Origin of the sequence: Lysinibacillus parviboronicapiens (assembly GCF_003049575.1) — a bacterium.
Taxonomy (GTDB): domain Bacteria; phylum Bacillota; class Bacilli; order Bacillales_A; family Planococcaceae; genus Lysinibacillus; species Lysinibacillus parviboronicapiens.
The window spans coordinates 48,606-64,119 of the sequence record NZ_PYWI01000014.1 but is presented as its reverse complement, the minus strand read 5'-3'; the positions used below and the strand labels follow the sequence as shown (position 1 = coordinate 64,119).

General features: G+C 38.2%; 16 protein-coding genes and 1 pseudogene. 10 read left to right on the top strand and 7 right to left on the bottom strand.

Annotated elements, in window-relative coordinates:
* Positions 1-15: 15 nt before the first annotated feature.
* Positions 16-161, bottom strand: a pseudogene (locus tag C9J35_RS25075) (GrpB family protein); the annotation flags it as partial.
* A gap of 179 nt (positions 162-340) precedes the next feature.
* On the opposite strand from C9J35_RS25075, the gene C9J35_RS13280 reads away from it, so the two are divergent.
* The gene (locus tag C9J35_RS13280; protein WP_107924881.1) at positions 341-946 is read left to right on the top strand and encodes an undecaprenyl-diphosphatase; all 606 of its coding nucleotides are present in this window, start codon (positions 341-343) and stop codon (positions 944-946) included.
* A 179-nt stretch (positions 947-1,125) separates the two neighbouring features.
* Here C9J35_RS13280 and ulaA read toward each other — a convergent pair whose 3' ends face one another.
* The 4 genes from ulaA to C9J35_RS13260 all read right to left on the bottom strand — a co-directional run bounded on the left by ulaA (position 1,126) and on the right by C9J35_RS13260 (position 4,547).
* Positions 1,126-2,394 (bottom strand): PTS ascorbate transporter subunit IIC, encoded by a 1,269-nt coding sequence (gene ulaA / locus C9J35_RS13275; protein WP_107924880.1) that lies wholly within the window; start codon positions 2,392-2,394, stop codon positions 1,126-1,128.
* A 127-nt stretch (positions 2,395-2,521) separates the two neighbouring features.
* Positions 2,522-2,785, bottom strand: a complete 264-nt coding sequence (locus C9J35_RS13270) for a PTS sugar transporter subunit IIB (RefSeq protein ID WP_107924879.1) — start codon at positions 2,783-2,785, stop codon at positions 2,522-2,524.
* Positions 2,785-3,240 carry a PTS sugar transporter subunit IIA gene (locus C9J35_RS13265; protein ID WP_107924878.1) on the bottom strand — a complete coding sequence of 152 codons (456 nt, stop codon included), beginning with the start codon at positions 3,238-3,240 and terminating at the stop codon, positions 2,785-2,787. Before C9J35_RS13265 ends, C9J35_RS13270 begins: the two co-directional genes overlap by 1 nt.
* 413 nt (positions 3,241-3,653) lie before the next feature.
* Positions 3,654-4,547 carry a LysR family transcriptional regulator gene (locus C9J35_RS13260; protein ID WP_107924877.1) on the bottom strand — a complete coding sequence of 298 codons (894 nt, stop codon included), beginning with the start codon at positions 4,545-4,547 and terminating at the stop codon, positions 3,654-3,656.
* 137 nt (positions 4,548-4,684) lie between these two features.
* Here C9J35_RS13260 and C9J35_RS13255 point away from each other — a divergent pair, with 137 nt between their 5' ends.
* The 9 genes from C9J35_RS13255 (at position 4,685) to C9J35_RS13220 (ending at position 13,856) form a co-directional block, all read left to right on the top strand.
* A complete protein-coding gene (locus tag C9J35_RS13255; RefSeq protein ID WP_107924876.1) occupies positions 4,685-5,650 on the top strand; it encodes an ABC transporter ATP-binding protein in 966 nt (321 codons plus the stop codon).
* A complete protein-coding gene (locus C9J35_RS13250) occupies positions 5,647-6,678 on the top strand; it encodes an ABC transporter substrate-binding protein (RefSeq protein WP_107924875.1) in 1,032 nt (343 codons plus the stop codon). The genes C9J35_RS13255 and C9J35_RS13250 overlap by 4 nt, the downstream gene beginning before the upstream one ends.
* Positions 6,679-6,887: 209 nt before the next feature.
* Positions 6,888-8,549 carry an ABC transporter permease gene (locus tag C9J35_RS13245; RefSeq protein ID WP_107924874.1) on the top strand — a complete coding sequence of 554 codons (1,662 nt, stop codon included), beginning with the start codon at positions 6,888-6,890 and terminating at the stop codon, positions 8,547-8,549.
* A complete protein-coding gene (locus C9J35_RS24205; RefSeq protein WP_235616300.1) occupies positions 8,542-9,099 on the top strand; it encodes an MBL fold metallo-hydrolase in 558 nt (185 codons plus the stop codon). The genes C9J35_RS13245 and C9J35_RS24205 overlap by 8 nt, the downstream gene beginning before the upstream one ends.
* 132 nt (positions 9,100-9,231) lie before the next feature.
* On the top strand, positions 9,232-9,654 hold the full coding sequence (locus C9J35_RS24200) for a hypothetical protein (protein ID WP_235616299.1): 423 nt from the start codon (positions 9,232-9,234) through the stop codon (positions 9,652-9,654).
* Positions 9,638-10,447: a CYTH domain-containing protein gene (locus C9J35_RS13235; protein WP_235616298.1), complete on the top strand. Its 810-nt coding sequence runs from the start codon at positions 9,638-9,640 to the stop codon at positions 10,445-10,447. The genes C9J35_RS24200 and C9J35_RS13235 overlap by 17 nt, the downstream gene beginning before the upstream one ends.
* Before the next feature lie 624 nt (positions 10,448-11,071).
* A complete protein-coding gene (locus C9J35_RS13230) occupies positions 11,072-12,367 on the top strand; it encodes a M48 family metallopeptidase (protein ID WP_107924915.1) in 1,296 nt (431 codons plus the stop codon).
* A gap of 127 nt (positions 12,368-12,494) precedes the next feature.
* Entirely contained in the window at positions 12,495-13,310 is an 816-nt protein-coding gene (locus tag C9J35_RS13225) for a YitT family protein (RefSeq protein WP_107924873.1), read from the top strand.
* A gap of 186 nt (positions 13,311-13,496) precedes the next feature.
* Positions 13,497-13,856, top strand: a complete 360-nt coding sequence (locus C9J35_RS13220; RefSeq protein WP_107924872.1) for an MmcQ/YjbR family DNA-binding protein — start codon at positions 13,497-13,499, stop codon at positions 13,854-13,856.
* Between the two features lie 387 nt (positions 13,857-14,243).
* Here C9J35_RS13220 and C9J35_RS13215 read toward each other — a convergent pair whose 3' ends face one another.
* Together C9J35_RS13215 and C9J35_RS13210 are read right to left on the bottom strand one after the other, a co-directional pair.
* Positions 14,244-14,600 (bottom strand): GIY-YIG nuclease family protein, encoded by a 357-nt coding sequence (locus C9J35_RS13215; RefSeq protein WP_107924871.1) that lies wholly within the window; start codon positions 14,598-14,600, stop codon positions 14,244-14,246.
* Between the two features lie 16 nt (positions 14,601-14,616).
* Complete coding sequence (locus C9J35_RS13210; protein WP_107924870.1) at positions 14,617-15,372, bottom strand: DUF2087 domain-containing protein; 756 nt, start codon at positions 15,370-15,372, stop codon at positions 14,617-14,619.
* Positions 15,373-15,514: the final 142 nt, after the last annotated feature.

Here is a 15,514-nt window from a genome sequence, read left to right as displayed (position 1 = left end):
GTGCGATTTTCAATCATCTCGAAAAGCCAGATGTCTGTTTATTTCAAACTCCCAATTTGAAAGATGTGAACGTGATGAGAGCGATTGTTCCCACCTTTTTGAAAGTATCTGCGTTTTACTATCCCATATCCCCCTTTAGGGACATATCCAATTTCTTGCATCTCTATCCGTGAGGGATGAAAACCCCCACGGATTAAAGTTTCATTTTATAAGCATTAAGTAAGTTTCGAGTCAAAGTGACAATAATGTTAGAGTAAACTATTTAATGTCATCAGAATCGATGGTTCCTTGATATCTTTTTTCTTAATATAGCTGTATAAAGCTTAAAGGAGAGAGTATCATGAATATTTCGGAAATAAATAATCAGTTATTTAGAACGGTTAATAGCTTAGGGAAAGAATATCAACACCTTAATTTACCAATGATTATCATTGCTGAATATACAGTTTTTTTCTTAGCTATTTTCGTTATACTGTTGTGGTTTACTAAAAATAAAGAACATAAAATAATGCTTATTTGCGGAAGTATAGCGTTTATTTTGGCTGAAATTGTAGGGAAACTTGCAGGATTATTGCATTTTAATCATCAACCATTTGCGGTGCTGTCAAATACCAATCAGTTGATAGAAAAAGCAGTCGATAATTCTTTTCCTAGCGATCATACTATTTTATTTTTTTCATTTTGTATGACCTTTTGGTTGTTTAAAAAAGGGACATGGTTTGGCTGGATTTTGTTAGCTATATTAGTGGGCGTTTCACGTATTTGGGTAGGCGTGCATTATCCATTAGATGTTTTTGTCGGTGCTGTTATTGGGATTACTTGTGCAAGTATTATTTACTTTACAGTGCCAAAATTAACAGTTCTAACAACTACCATCACGAAATACGAAGCCATTGAAAAAGTAATTATCGCAAATTTTATCAAGCTAAAAAAAACTAAAATTTAAATGAGATGTTTAACAATATGAATCCTTTATGTAATCTGGGTCAGTTTTATTTATAAATATTTGGCTAATAAATTCTAAACAAGTCTATAGATTTTACGATTTTTGAAAACCAAGCAAAAAAGGGGCTTAAGGCCCCTTTGTCTATTTTTACGAATAAATGTTAGGTTCCCTCAGCGCATCTACACGGCTCCAAATAATTTCAGAATATTAATAATGAGGATACCTACTACTCCGAAGTCTGAATCACCGAAAGTTGTACCTTCGTAACCGATATCCCCCATAAATATCAGAAGGATGGCTGGTATAAAACTGATTATCAAGCCATTGGCAAAGGCGCCTGCCATGGCACCCATTCGTCCACCCGTTGCATTTCCGAAAACCCCAGCAGCTGCCCCTGTGAAGAAATGGGGGACGAGACCAGGTACAATGACTTTTAACCCAATGAGTGGGAGCGCAAACATGGACAGTAATCCTGCAAAGAAGCTAAATAAAAAGCCGATAATTACTGCATTTGGCGCGAATGGAAAAATCGTTGGGCAGTCCAATGCAGGTTTTGCTTTCGGAACGAGCTTATCCGCAATCCCTTTAAATGCAGGAATAATTTCTGCAATGAGCATACGCACACCTGCTAAAATAATATATACCCCTGCTGCGAAAGTAATGGCTTGAATAATGGCGAAGACGATGAAGTTAGAGCCACCTGATAATTCTTTTTCAATATAAGATTGACCAGCAAACATTGCGACAATGATGAAAAATATGCTCATTGTTAAGGAAACTGCAACAGATGTATCTCTTAAAAAACCTAGAGATTTAGGTACTTGAATAGCTTCTGTTGAATGTGCTTTATTTCCAAAAAGCTTGCCAATTTTAGCGGAAACATAATAGCCAATGCTACCAAAGTGACCGACAGCAAAATCATCGCTACCTGTAATTTGGCGAACAGTTGGTTGTAAAATAGCAGGGAATACAACCATACATATACCTAATAAAATAGAACCAACAATAATAAGCGGGGCACCACTCATCCCACCAACAGAAAGGGAAGCTGCGATTAAACACGCCATAAATAATGTATGATGACCAGTTAAAAATATATATTTTAAAGGCGTAAATCGCGCTAACAATAAGTTCATGACCATACCGAACACCATAATCATTGCAGTGGATGTACCAAAATTCGTTTGAGCTGCTGCAACAATGGCTTCGTTATTTGGAATAACCCCTTGCACATTGAAGGCAACATCGAACATTTTACTAAAATGAGTTAAAGAGCCAATTAAAACGGCGGCTCCAGCGCCAAGAATCACAAAGCCCATAATTGTTTTTAACGTACCTGAAAGAACGGTTGAAGCGGATTTCTTTTGGATTAGTAAGCCGACAAATGCGAAAAGGCCGACTAGTATTGCTGGTGTACCTAAAATGTCATTCATCATAACATCTAACATACCAACACCTCATCCTATCCAAATTATTTTTTACATCCCGTACTAACTGTGCTCAGCCACCTATTTCAACATGAATAAAGGAGAAAAAAAGGGGAGGCGATTTCATTATAGAAGTAAAAATCATGCATTATAACAACGGTTCAAGCTTTGATTTAATTTCAGGAATACTCATCATATTGACGACACGGACAATTTTTCTAAAACCATCATCTAGTTGATCCACAATGTCTCCTGCACCGATATACATATCAGCTTGCTCAGCCGTTGCAGTTGTTAAATCTGTATGCGTTACATCGGCTTCTTGCCCGAGTTCAGCCAGTGCTTTTTTAACAGTGAGTGCCATCATGAAACTACTACCTAATCCATTGCCACACACGACTAAAATCTTCATTATATTTGCTCCTTTGTAGCGTAGTGTTTTATTTTTTCAACAATGCTTTCTGGATGCTGGCAGGCGATAATATTGTCGATTTGAGTGGGGTCCTGTAAAACGTGCGTTAAATCGACCAATGCCTGTAAATGAGAGGCATCATCTATAGCCGCTAAAACAATGATTAAGTAAACGGGTTTATCTGGTGCGAAATGTACAGGATTTTGTAAGCTTAATAGGCTCATGGCGAATTCGTTCACCCCTTTAGTTGGCCGAGCATGGGGAATCGCCACTTTAGGGGTTAGCACTATATAGGGACCGTGTTCTTCAATGGCCTGAATCATCGCTTCAATATAGTGCTGTTCTATTTTATGTTGCTGTAATAATGGGGAGGAAGCTAAGCGAATCGCATCCTGCCAAGTGTCTACCTTGTTAGCAATTTGAATCGTCTCCTTAGTCAGTAACTCGGAAAGCAAATTGTCATACCTCCTTTCAATGGGCATTTAAAAGACTTCTCTTTATGTTATTAATGCAAGTTAGGTAATTATGTCAGGAAGGGAATATTTTTTAGTGAAATTGTTGAATGCTGACGGATGTGGATTTTTAATAATCGAGAGATGTCAAATGGCTGCCAATGACCATTTTTGGTAGGAGCGTATAGTGGCGGCTCCAGCGGGAAAAGCAAGCGAACTGCGACCCTAGACTGAGCTTTTATGGGAACGAAGGCTAAAAGCATCACGTCCTGTGACAACGCCTTCGTGACCATGCCCCGAAGTGCGGCTCGTGCTTGCCCGCGGAAAGCGTTCGCCTGTAGCGGAATTACTGAGGTGATAGGAACAATTACTTTATTTTCTTTTATAATATTCGCCTTTATTGATATGAAAGTGAACTATGAAATTGATTCCGCTAAATCGTAGATAGATTTTTTTACAAATTCATCGATGTTATTGTCTAGTCTGGATTTAGGATAGACGAGCTGAATTTTTCGTGTCAGTGTTATGTCATGTAAATCTTTTTTCATTAATAGACCTGATTTTAGTTCTTCCTCAATAAGAGCCACTGATAGAAAAGCAATGGTTTTGCCAAAGGTAAGCATCTTTTTAATGGTACTGACAGAATCGAGTTCAATCGTATAGAAGGATGGCTGGAAAGGATCCATCCATTTTTCGATAAAGTGATTAGTGGAACTGGATGAAGTGTGCAATAATATTTTGTTTTTAAGGACATCTGACTTAGAGATGTCTTTTTTTGTTGCAAGTTCATGGTTAGGGCTTAAAGCTAATACAAGCGAGTCTTCGCCAATCGTTTCATAGACGAGGGATGGATGTTGTTGTTTTGTCTCCATGATTAAACCAAAATCGAGTTCTTGGAGGGCCACCATATTTTCGATTTCAGGTGCCGTCTTTACCTCTAGGGAAATTCGTATGTCTGGATAAGCCGTTGAAATTTGATGGATAATATCAGGCATAAAAATATGTGCTGGTAGTCCACTTGCACCTAGTCGGATGGAGCCGATATGGCCGGCCAATAGATTTTCAAAAAAGCGATTTATGTCATGTTGTAATTGCACAATTTGGCGTGCATAGTGATAGAGCCCTTGTCCGGCTTCTGTTAATCGATAGCCTCCTGCGTTTGTACGAAATAATCGCACACCATATTCCTCTTCAATCGAGCGAATGTGGAAGGATACAGTAGGTGGTGTAATCCCTAGCTCTTTTGCGACAGGAGCAAGTTTTTTTAAATCTACGAGTAAGCAAAATGCCTGTAATTTTAGCTGATTCATTTTATCCTCCTAAAGTAAATTAGATAAAGTATTGCATTTGCTTTAGTTTATTAGATTTTTTTTAACGACATATTAATAGTAGGTTAATATTTTCTAAATATCTGGAATTTATAGTAGAGATAGACGAGGAGGATACGATGAAAATCTCAATGACAAATATAGAGAAAAAATATGGACAGTCTCAAGCGCTGTGGCCAATTAACATGGTATTAGATAGTAAGTTCATCACAATATTAGGGCAATCAGGCTGTGGAAAGACGACATTATTAAAAATATTAGCAGGTCTTGAAAAACCAACAAATGGTGAAATTATGTTTGATGACACGATTATTTATTCTTCTAAGTTGCACAAAAATGTCAAGCCAAATAAGCGCAATATAGCTATGGTCTTTCAGGATTTCGCGCTGTGGCCACATATGACCATTTTTCAAAATATTGCATTTGGCTTAAAGGGCATTGTGCCAAAGACAGAAATTTCTGCTCGGGTAGCGTACGTCATGCGATTGGTGAACATGGAAGGTTTTGAAAAACGAAAACCCGGCGAATTATCAGGTGGACAGCAGCAGCGGGTAGCACTAGCACGGGCATTGGCCACCAATCCCAAACTAATTTTATTTGATGAGCCATTATCCGCTTTAGATGCAGTGCTAAGAGAAAAAATGCAAGATGAAATTATGCATATTATTCATGAACTAGATTGTCAGGCCATTTTTGTAACCCATGATCAAACAGAGGCAATGACGATGTCAGATCAAATTATTGTCATGGAGTCAGGCAGAATTGCACAGATTGGCTCTCCTGAAGAAATTTATCATGCACCGGCAACACCGTATGTTGCGGATTTTATTGGCAAAGTAAATTGGCTGGATAAAGATAGCTGTATCGTGCGACCAGAAGGTATATCGAGGCGTCCACAGCCAGGAACCATTGCCAAGCAAGCGATGATTGTGAAAAGTACTTTTGTGGGAGATCGGTATTTAGTACAGGCACAAGTAGAAGGCAAGCAATGGAGCTTTTATGAAGCAATGCCGCTCGAACATGGCAAGCAACTGGAAGTTTTTGTAGATGAAAAACAAATCTATCAATTGGAGGGTTTACAGTGAAAAAACGTTTCAAATTACTAGCAACAGCAGGGGTTCTTTTAGCTTTGACATTAGCAGGTTGCGGAAATAAGCAATCAGCGGAAAGTGTCAGTAAAGATGCGGCGAATGCAAAACCACCAGAAGTTCAAACGTTAACAGTTTATTCTGCTGGTCCGGATGGTTTGGCGGCAAATATTCAGCAAGCTTTTGAAGAAAAAACAGGCATGAAAGTAGAAATGTTTCAAGGGACGACAGGGAAAATCTTATCTCGCTTAGAGGCAGAAAAAAATAACCCTGTGGCAGACGTTGTTGTCTTAGCTTCTGTTGCATCCATAGACGGACTAAAGGGTTCAGATCAGTTACAAAGCTATAAAGACGCTGAAAATGCCACTAAAATTAACAGTGATTGGTCGGATGCAGATGGCTATTACTATGGCTATAGTGCATCGGCATTAGGGATTGCCTACAATACGAAAAATACGAAAGAAGCTCCGACAGAATGGACAGATTTAGCAAAAATGGAGTGGCAAGATAAGATTAATATCCCTGATCCAAGTTTGTCAGGTTCTGCGGTAGATTTCCTATACGGCTATGCGGAGGCAGAAAAAACAGCTTGGGATACAATCCAATCATGGAAAAAGAATGGACTACAAGTGAATGGGGCAAATAAGGAAGCTCTTGATGCTGTGATTACAGGGGACAAAAATGCAACTATTTCAGGTGTAGATTATATGGCCTATAAAGCTAAAGCGAGTGGTGAGCCAGTTGAGATTGTTTATCCGAAGAGTGGGACAGTTGTCAGTCCCCGAGCTGTGGGCATTATGAAAGAGGCTAAGAATGTTGAAGGTGCTAAAGCTTACGTGAATTTCTTACTGTCAGATGAAGGCCAAAAACTTGTCACAGATGCTTATTTACTACCCGGCAATAAAGAAATTCCTGTGAAAGATCGTGCAACATTGGATGAAATTCCACAGTTCAATGTGGACTGGAAAGGTGCAGAAGCAAAGCAACTGGATATTTTAACTAAATTTAATGATATTTTTCGCTAAGCGGCAAATGTAAAAGTTTAAAATTCTCAGTGCTTTCGAGTAGGCCTTAAAAATTTCTATAGAAAAAATATTCATTTTCAGCGGGGCATGGCGAGCCTGCACGATACAACCACATCTGTGGGATCTTGCCTGCTTGTTGTCCCGCACATCAAGCCTACTTCTGTAGGCTAAGCTCCACCCATGTTTACGTAGGAAGGAATGAAGTAACAATGATAATGGAAGGCAGACGCACTTTTGGATTATTACTGACGATTGTCGCAACGTTTGCTATCGCGCCATTAATAGCTATTGTCTATTATACTTTTTTCAATGATGGGCATTTAGATGTTTCGCAGATGAATAGAATGTTTGCTAATGATAGACTGTGGCAAACACTGGGCAACTCCTTATTATTAGGTTTATTAGTTATTTTGGGCACAACGATATTAGCCTTGCCCATGGCATTGATTCGCACAAAAACCAGTTTACATAAATTTGATTGGTTAGATATTATCCTCACCATACCTTTTATGACACCACCTTATATTGGCTCGATGGGATGGATACTGTTTATGCAGAATAATGGCTTTTTACAGCAGTTAATTCCGAGTGCATCATGGATGTCGAATACCTTTTTCTCCTTATTTGGAATGGTCATGATTATGAGTCTACATTTGTTTCCATTTCTATATTTAATGTTGAAAAATACATTATTAAGAATCAATGGGTCATTTTTAGATGCTGCACTCATTTTTGGACGTAGCTCTTGGCGCAATTGGACAAAAGTTGTTTTGCCTTTATTGGTTTCAAGTTATGTTCTAGGTATATTGCTGATTTTTATCAAAACATTAGCAGAATTTGGGACCCCTGCAACCTTTGGAAGTCGCATTGGTTTTCAAGTTTTTACGACAGAAATTCACTCTTATCTTGCAAGATGGCCGGTAGATATTAGTATGGCGACATCCCTTTCATTGTTTTTACTCTCCGTGTGTCTAGTCATCTGGTATTTCCAAAATTTCATCGGGCGTAAATATACATACAGTGTGCTTTCTGGTAAAACCCCTGCTGTTCGGGAGATTAAAGATACATGGTATATCAAGCTCGGCTCCTGGTTATTTGTAGGAATGGTGTTACTGTTTTCGATAGCTATTCCGTACTTTTCAATTATTGTCACATCGTTGCAAAAAGTACGAGGAAATGGTTTGAGTGCTGGTAATTTCAGTTTAGCATCTTATCAGGCTGTATTTACAAGTGGAAGCGCTGGTTTATCAGCATTTCTAAATAGTATAGTTTTCTCGATAATTACAGCTGTCGTAACAGCGATTATAGGATTATTTATTGCACTGTATATTAAAAAAGGCGAACGCAAAAAGCAACAAGTGTTAGATTTCTTTAGTCTCATGCCGAATATTATTCCAGGAATTGTTTTTGTCGTCGGTTTAATCATGTTCTGGAATGCACCTTGGTTGCCAGCGACTATTTATAACACGAAGGCAATGGTAGTTGTGACTTATTGTGTGCTGTTCTTACCCTATTCTGTGCAGTATACCAAATCATCTTTATCACAATTGGATCAATCGATTTTTCAATCAGCCGCTATTTTTGGCCGTAGTAGTTGGGACATGTACCGCTCTATTTTTATTCCACTATTAATGCAAGGAATCCTCGCTGGCATGATGATGACATTTATTATTTCGATGCGTGAGCTCGTAGCAGGATTGCTTATTTTGCCACCATCAGTTGAGACGGGTGCAACATTTATCTACAGCCAATTTGAGCAAGGAAACGTTGGCGTAGGGATGGCTGTTGCGGTTATTACAGTCGCTATGACAGTTATTTTCATGTTCGTATTAGATTGGCTTCAAAAACGGGGAGGACATGCAAGTGCTTAATGTGGAAATTTTAGGGGGAGTTGGTGAGTATGGTCGTAATTGTTTTTATGTCGAAACTGAAGGGCGGGCCATTCTTCTGGATTGTGGCGTGATGAATAATCATGAGAAAACGTCCCCAGATTTAACCGAAGCCCATGTGGCCAAGCTAGATGCTGTCTTTATTTCTCATTCGCATATTGACCATGTGGGTGCTCTCCCTTTACTTGAGCAGTGGGGCTACAACGGGCAGCTATTTATGAGTAAGATGACAGCGCAACAACTCAAGCACACTTATGAAAATATAACAATATTTCAGCCAGAGTCGATGGGCAACTGGTTAACTATTAGCGATAATCTGTCCTTTCAATGGGGCTTTAGTGGCCATGTAATTGGCAGTGTGTGGTACAAAATTCGATTTTTAGAGGAGGTGATATTTTTCTCGGGAGATTATGTTGTAGATTCCTATCTATTAAAGGCTACTCTCCCGACAGAGGATGATAGGGGGTATGATTTAGCATTTATTGATAGCGGCCATATTGAGAAGCGCATCAAAAATGTAGAAGTGTTGTAGCAAATCACGAAATTTATCAATGCCAAGCAAAATTGCCCGATTATTTTTCCATCTTCTTTTTCGGGAAAAACCGCTGATATTGCGACTTACCTTTTTCAGCATACGGCAAGAGAACTAATTGTAGACAATGAATTGTTGGCCTTTTTTGAAGATTATGTCGAGGCGCCAGAAAATCTAATGTCTTCAACGTTTAACACAGTGTTAACAGCATTAAAAAGCAACCACTTGCAGGATAAGACAGAGGGGGATAACGCAATCTATTTTGTCCCAGAGCGTGACGAATCGACAATTTCGAAGCTGTTGTCCGAATTTCCGACAGCCATTGTTATTTTTACTGGGTACTGTAAGAATGGCAGCAACTTGAAACATGTAGTGCAAAATCGAGCGAAGCAATTTTTTTACAAAACACACCCTGATTATCATGACATCATAGAGCTATCCAAAAAAATAAACGCTCAAAAAATCATCTATTTTCACAGTCAGTTAACAACTAAAGAAACAACACTTTTAAAAATTATAGGAAATGAGGATGACATATATGATGAACCATGTTAAGAAAATGGCACTGCAACTAACTCTAATGGGTGTTGTATTACTTTGTATTGGCGTAATGGGTGTCACACAGGCGAAAGCAGCAATCGAACCTGGTCATGAGATTAAATATAATATTAAATCGGAGTTATTCAATGAAGCTAACATCTTAAGTACTTTCAGTGCTACTAAAAAAGATGAAGTGAAAATTTATTACTTCGATACACCAAGTAAGAACTTTCAAACTGCAGACTATAACAACCGCTTACGTGTCTATAAAGGTAGCAATAAAATCGATATTACGTATAAAAAAAGATTTCTAAATACACCGCTTGAAGAGGCACTAGCTATCACAGAGAGTCATGGTTTCACTGGCTCTGAATCCAATTATAAATTTGAGTTGGACATTAAGGGCGGTAATCGTACGTTCACAATCAGTCGAAAAGAGTCATTAAAGGCAACATCTAAAGTTTCCTACGATACAGTAGATACGAGTGCTGCAAAGAAATTAATTTTAGACAACGTTCCGAAGAAAATTTTAAATTGGGATTCGGCAGCATGGTATAACGACACATTAGCACAGGCTGTCGTTTACGGCCCTGCTACGGCGACAACGTATAAAGGGAGCTATGCTGGTTATGAAGCAGATATTGAAGTTTGGAACTATCAAGGAGAAATCATGGTAGAACTTTCAACGAAAGAAAGCGATGCTGCCAAAGCGGCTAGCATTGAACAACAATGGCAAGATCATTTACTAACGGCTGGCTATTTAAGTACAGATCAACGTGGCAAAACGGCCTTTGTTATGGACAAGTAATACAAGGAAACCCTTCTCAATGGGCGTCTGTAAATGCGCTTTAACAAAATGATTTTTTATGCATTATAAAAGCTTCCCTGACTGTAGACACTCAAAGAAATTTGAGTTTGCCTACAGTCTTTTTTTAGCATAAATAGCAAGTAACCGTTGATTTTCGTTGTAGGCGCTCCCTTTTGGCCGGCACAGCGTTAACTAATTTTGCGGTGGGTCACCACAACTTGGATTTTCCACACGTGCTGTTCCTGCAAACGCGCCGCGCCTTTTACGCCACTCAGCTTGTATCGCCTATTGTGCTCCTAACCTGCAAAAATTCTTGAGGGATAACCATTCGATGCCGTTGGTTTTAGGTCTCAGTAAGAGACTGCTATCATTGAACATATTTTTTAGCACTTAAAAATAGATTATAAACCGTGGTCTATTATTTCCAATCTGCCAGAAGCTATTTATGTAAAACTATTACTTGAGCATAATAGATGTGATGTCGTAAAGAGAAACATTGCTAGTAATAAAATTGTGGCATGGTTATGAGATGAAATAAAAACACCGAAAAATTTGTTCTAACTTTTTTGATTTAGCTTACACTTACTATAGGACGAACTTAGCATGGAGCAAGGAGGAAATGACATAGCGAAAAAAATGGGAATTGTCGCGCTATTATTATTTGGAGTGTATGTTCTTTGCATGTATTGGTATATTTTTCATGGTGGTGGTGGCACAATACCACAAGCATTAAAAGGAACAGTTGCGGACCCAGCGATGTTTATGTCTGAACGAGAACTATACTTAAGTGGTGAATATTCAAAAATACGAAATTTCCTATTTTTTGTGGCTACACCTTTTGAATGGCTTGTCTACCTAGTTATATTGCTGATGGGATTATCACGCTATTTTGAAAAGGTTTCAACGGCACAAACTAAATGGAAACTTGTGCAAAATGCCGCTTATTTGTTTTTATTATCGATTGTGCTGTATGTAGTATTATACCCAATCGAATATTATCGTTTTTATCTAAGTAAAAGCTATGGCATAAGTACACAAGGTTTTTCTTCGTGGATGCGAGACGGTGTCATTGATTTTTGGGTGAATTTTGGCATGACTTTCCTCATTGTATCTGTACTGTATTGGCTCATCAGGAAGAGTACTAAGAGATGGTGGTTGTTTGCATGGCTTTTAACCATCCCCTTTACGATTTTTGTCATGTTTATCCAACCGGTTGTCATTGATCCGTTATACAATGATTTTTATCCGCTGAAAAATAAAGAGCTAGAGACAAAAATCTTAACGCTTGCTGAACAAGCCCAAATACCGGCGGAGCATGTATATGAAGTCAATATGGCGGAAAAGACTAATGCTTTAAACGCATATGTGACGGGTGTAGGTAGCAATTCGAGAATTGTCTTATGGGATACGACCTTAAACCGACTGTCGGACAATGAAATTTTGTTCATCATGGCACATGAGATGGGCCATTACGTAGAGAAGCATATTTATTTTGGTATCGCTGGTTATCTTTTATTGACATTAATAGGACTGTGGCTGACATCGAAATGTATGAAATGGCTGATTACACGTTATGGACACATATTAAAAATTAATAAAATTAGCGACATTCATTCATTACCATTGTTTTTACTCATTACCTCTATTCTTTTGTTTGCATCGAGTCCACTCTCTAACTATATTTCAAGATATCAGGAAACAAGAGCAGATCAGTATGCTATTTCCTTAATGGGCGATCAGGCGTCCGCGGTGACCGCATTTCAAAAGTTAACAAAGTCTGGCTTAAGTGAAGTTAATCCACAGCTGCTCGTAAAATGGTTCCGCTATACTCATCCGCCTATGCTGGAACGTATTTATAAGGTAGCTGAAAAAGAGGGACAAAAAAAGGAAGCGCCGATTAAGGAAGAACAAAAGAAATAGGGATTCTAGATAAGGGCACTAGATGCCACGAAAACGATGGATGTAGGTTTTTCAGGCGAATAAGTTGGGTATTCTAAGGGAAAGATGAATCAAAACTTGTTCGTTATAGAATGGTGGGGGATTATTTATGCGCAATATTGTCATCATTACGCTGGCATCCATAATAGTAGGCTTTGCTTATAATTTTTTGTTAATTCCCCATGAAATTTTGAGTGGCGGATTAAGTGGGATAGCCATCATGCTTGGTATTGTCACACCCTTAAATACAGGGGTTTTGAACCTTTTATTAAATTTACCATTGCTAATTTTAGGTGTTATGAAATTGGGGAAGCGCTTTATAGGATATACCATTCTATCGGTAGTCGTATTGTCGGTAAGCTTATATGTTATCCCTATTTATAAAGCAACACAAGAGCCAATTCTGGCATCTTTATTTGGCGGTGTCATTGTAGGTATTGGCTCTGGCATTATTTTTCGTGCCTCAGGTTCTTCTGGAGGTTTTGATATTGTAGCAATGTTGTTAAGTCGCAAACGGGATTTTCCGCTCGGTGTGTTACTTTCTGGAATGAATGCAGTTGTTGTAGCCATCTCAGGATTTGTCTTTAGCTGGGACGCTGCTTTACTAACCCTTGTATCCATCTATGCCACAGGGAAGGTTGTAGACACAATTCATACAAGTCATATTAAATTAACGCTAATGATTATCACTAGTAAAGGTGAAGAAGTAAGGCAACAGCTTTTAGCGAAGCTTCCTCGCGGTGTAACAATTATTGATGCCAAAGGGGCTTACTCTGGAGAGGGGCGCAAAGTATTAATTACCGTCATTACGCGCTACCAGCTTGCAGAAGTAAAAAGTATGATTAAAGAAACAGATGGAAAAGCGTTTGTCAATATTCTACAAACGACCGAAGTCATCGGTATGTTCGATCGTAGCTTAAAGTGAGGGATTGTTTTGTTTTTGTTGGTAAAAAATTAATCTACTATGATTGTGTTTTGTCACGACAGGGATTCCAAACGTTCCTTACAAAGAGTCACAATTACAATTGCTTAGGCACACGTTACTGGTTATAATGTTTATAACCGAACGTGTGTTTTTTTATACTAATAATGTTGAAATGGAGCGAATCATATGGACAAGGACAAGATACATGATTATTGTTTGAAGCTTGCAGGCACAACACATGATTATAAAGAAGAGTGGGAAGCTGAGCGTTATCAAATTGGCGATAAGCTGTATGCCATGATTGGCGGAAATGCCACTGGGAAGCCAGTTCTTACCTTGAAATGTGAACCTAATCGAGCTGAGGACCTTAGAGAAACATATGAAGATATTATCCCAGGGTATTACATGAATAAAACACATTGGAACTCTATTTACATGAATTCAGATATCTCGATGGATGTAGTTGAACAGCTCATTCAGCACTCCTATGATTTAGTTTTCGCAAAGTTGACAAAAAAAGTTCAACAACAAATAACAGCACAATAGAAACATTATTTTAACGCAGCATAATCGCTCTAACTCAGACCGTGGACAAACTCAAAATTGAGTTTGGTGACAGTCTTTTTTTCTTTTAAAAGAGAAGTATCTATATTAACCCGTTGATTTCTGCTACGGCGGACGTCTTTCGCGGGCATGGCTTCAGTGTCCTCGGCAGGGCCTTCAGCACATGCTTTTCCCGCAGAAAGCTTTGCTCTGTAGCGAAAGGCGAATGCCGTCAGCTACACTCGCCACCTGTGCTCCGATTAACTAGTGTAGATCTATAAATGATTGAGATAATGTATTGTTGATAAAAATTCAAAAGGTATTCGCAATGTGATTATGGCGAATACCTTTTGTCATCAGTCTGCTAACTTTTTTGTGGAATTCCAAGTATTACTTGTTCTTGGGAGAATTATAACCTTGTTCGCCAAAGGGCTGTAGTTCGTCGAGCCATTTTTGCTCAAGCTTTTCGAGTTCTTTCTTGGCATCGAAATAGCCTTCTTGTTTTTTCTTTAAATACGCGACAACCTCGATATCGAATGCCTCCATGCCGAATGTATTGTAGTCAGCCTGTAATGCTTTATTATTATGTGTATTTGTTTTTAACATAAACTTGAAACCATTTAAACGTTTTAAATTATTAAAGCTACTGACAAACACTTTACCATTTTGTTTATTGGTCATCGTGAAAACACCAGCTTCAATTTCAATTTCTTTATAGGACTCTTTCAATTCTTTTTTATGATCCACTTTAAACCCTACTTTCTTATTTTTTTACCCAATAGGCACTGCCATCATCTTTACGATTCATAAAACCATACTCGATTAAATAGCGACGTATTTGCACATAGTCCTCATAGATAGGTTGAATAACCGCAGTTAATTCTTTTTCTGTATAGTGTTTTGAGTCATCCAGAAGCTTTGTGATTGCTCGAAGTACAACAATTTTATGCTTTTCACGTTTTGGGAAGCGGACAAGCTCTTTGCCGATACCACTCGGGAAGAATTTTTCAAGTAACTGTTGTTCTTCCGTAAGTGTAATATTGTAGCGATCATCTACCATCGTTGCCGTTTTGTGAATAGGCACAAAAGTATCGACTTTTTCATCATGCTCTTTTAATAACTCCATCATTGCAAGAAATGTTTTTGCCTGACGTTCTTTTTCTTTTAATGCAAAACGATGGTGACGGATAGTTGTGGCACTGCCTATTTCCAATTCTTCTTTGATCTCTTGATCGGTTTTACCCTCATAAAATAAGCGCAAAATATGACTTTGATGATCCGTTAAGCCTGTCATTTTTTTATTTAATCCATTAAGGTAATGAAAAACGGATTGGTGTGTTGCCGTTATGTGAAGCTGCATAAATTTTTCAGCCTCATACAATACACCCTCGTGTGGATATATAATTCCTTTTTCGATTGTCTCGCCACAAAGCAAACAAGTGAAGTGTGTCCGTTCTTCTGTATAGCCTTGCTTAATATCATCAATTGAAGCTTGCCAAAATAATTGATTTACATCCATTGTGGAACCTCCTGAAAACAAACTTTTATTTACATTGTTTGTTTATTTATAAATAATTTATCAAATTGTTTGTTAAAAATCAATAATAAACACATCGTTTCTATAAACGATGTGTATTATATATGGCATATATTCAGATTTT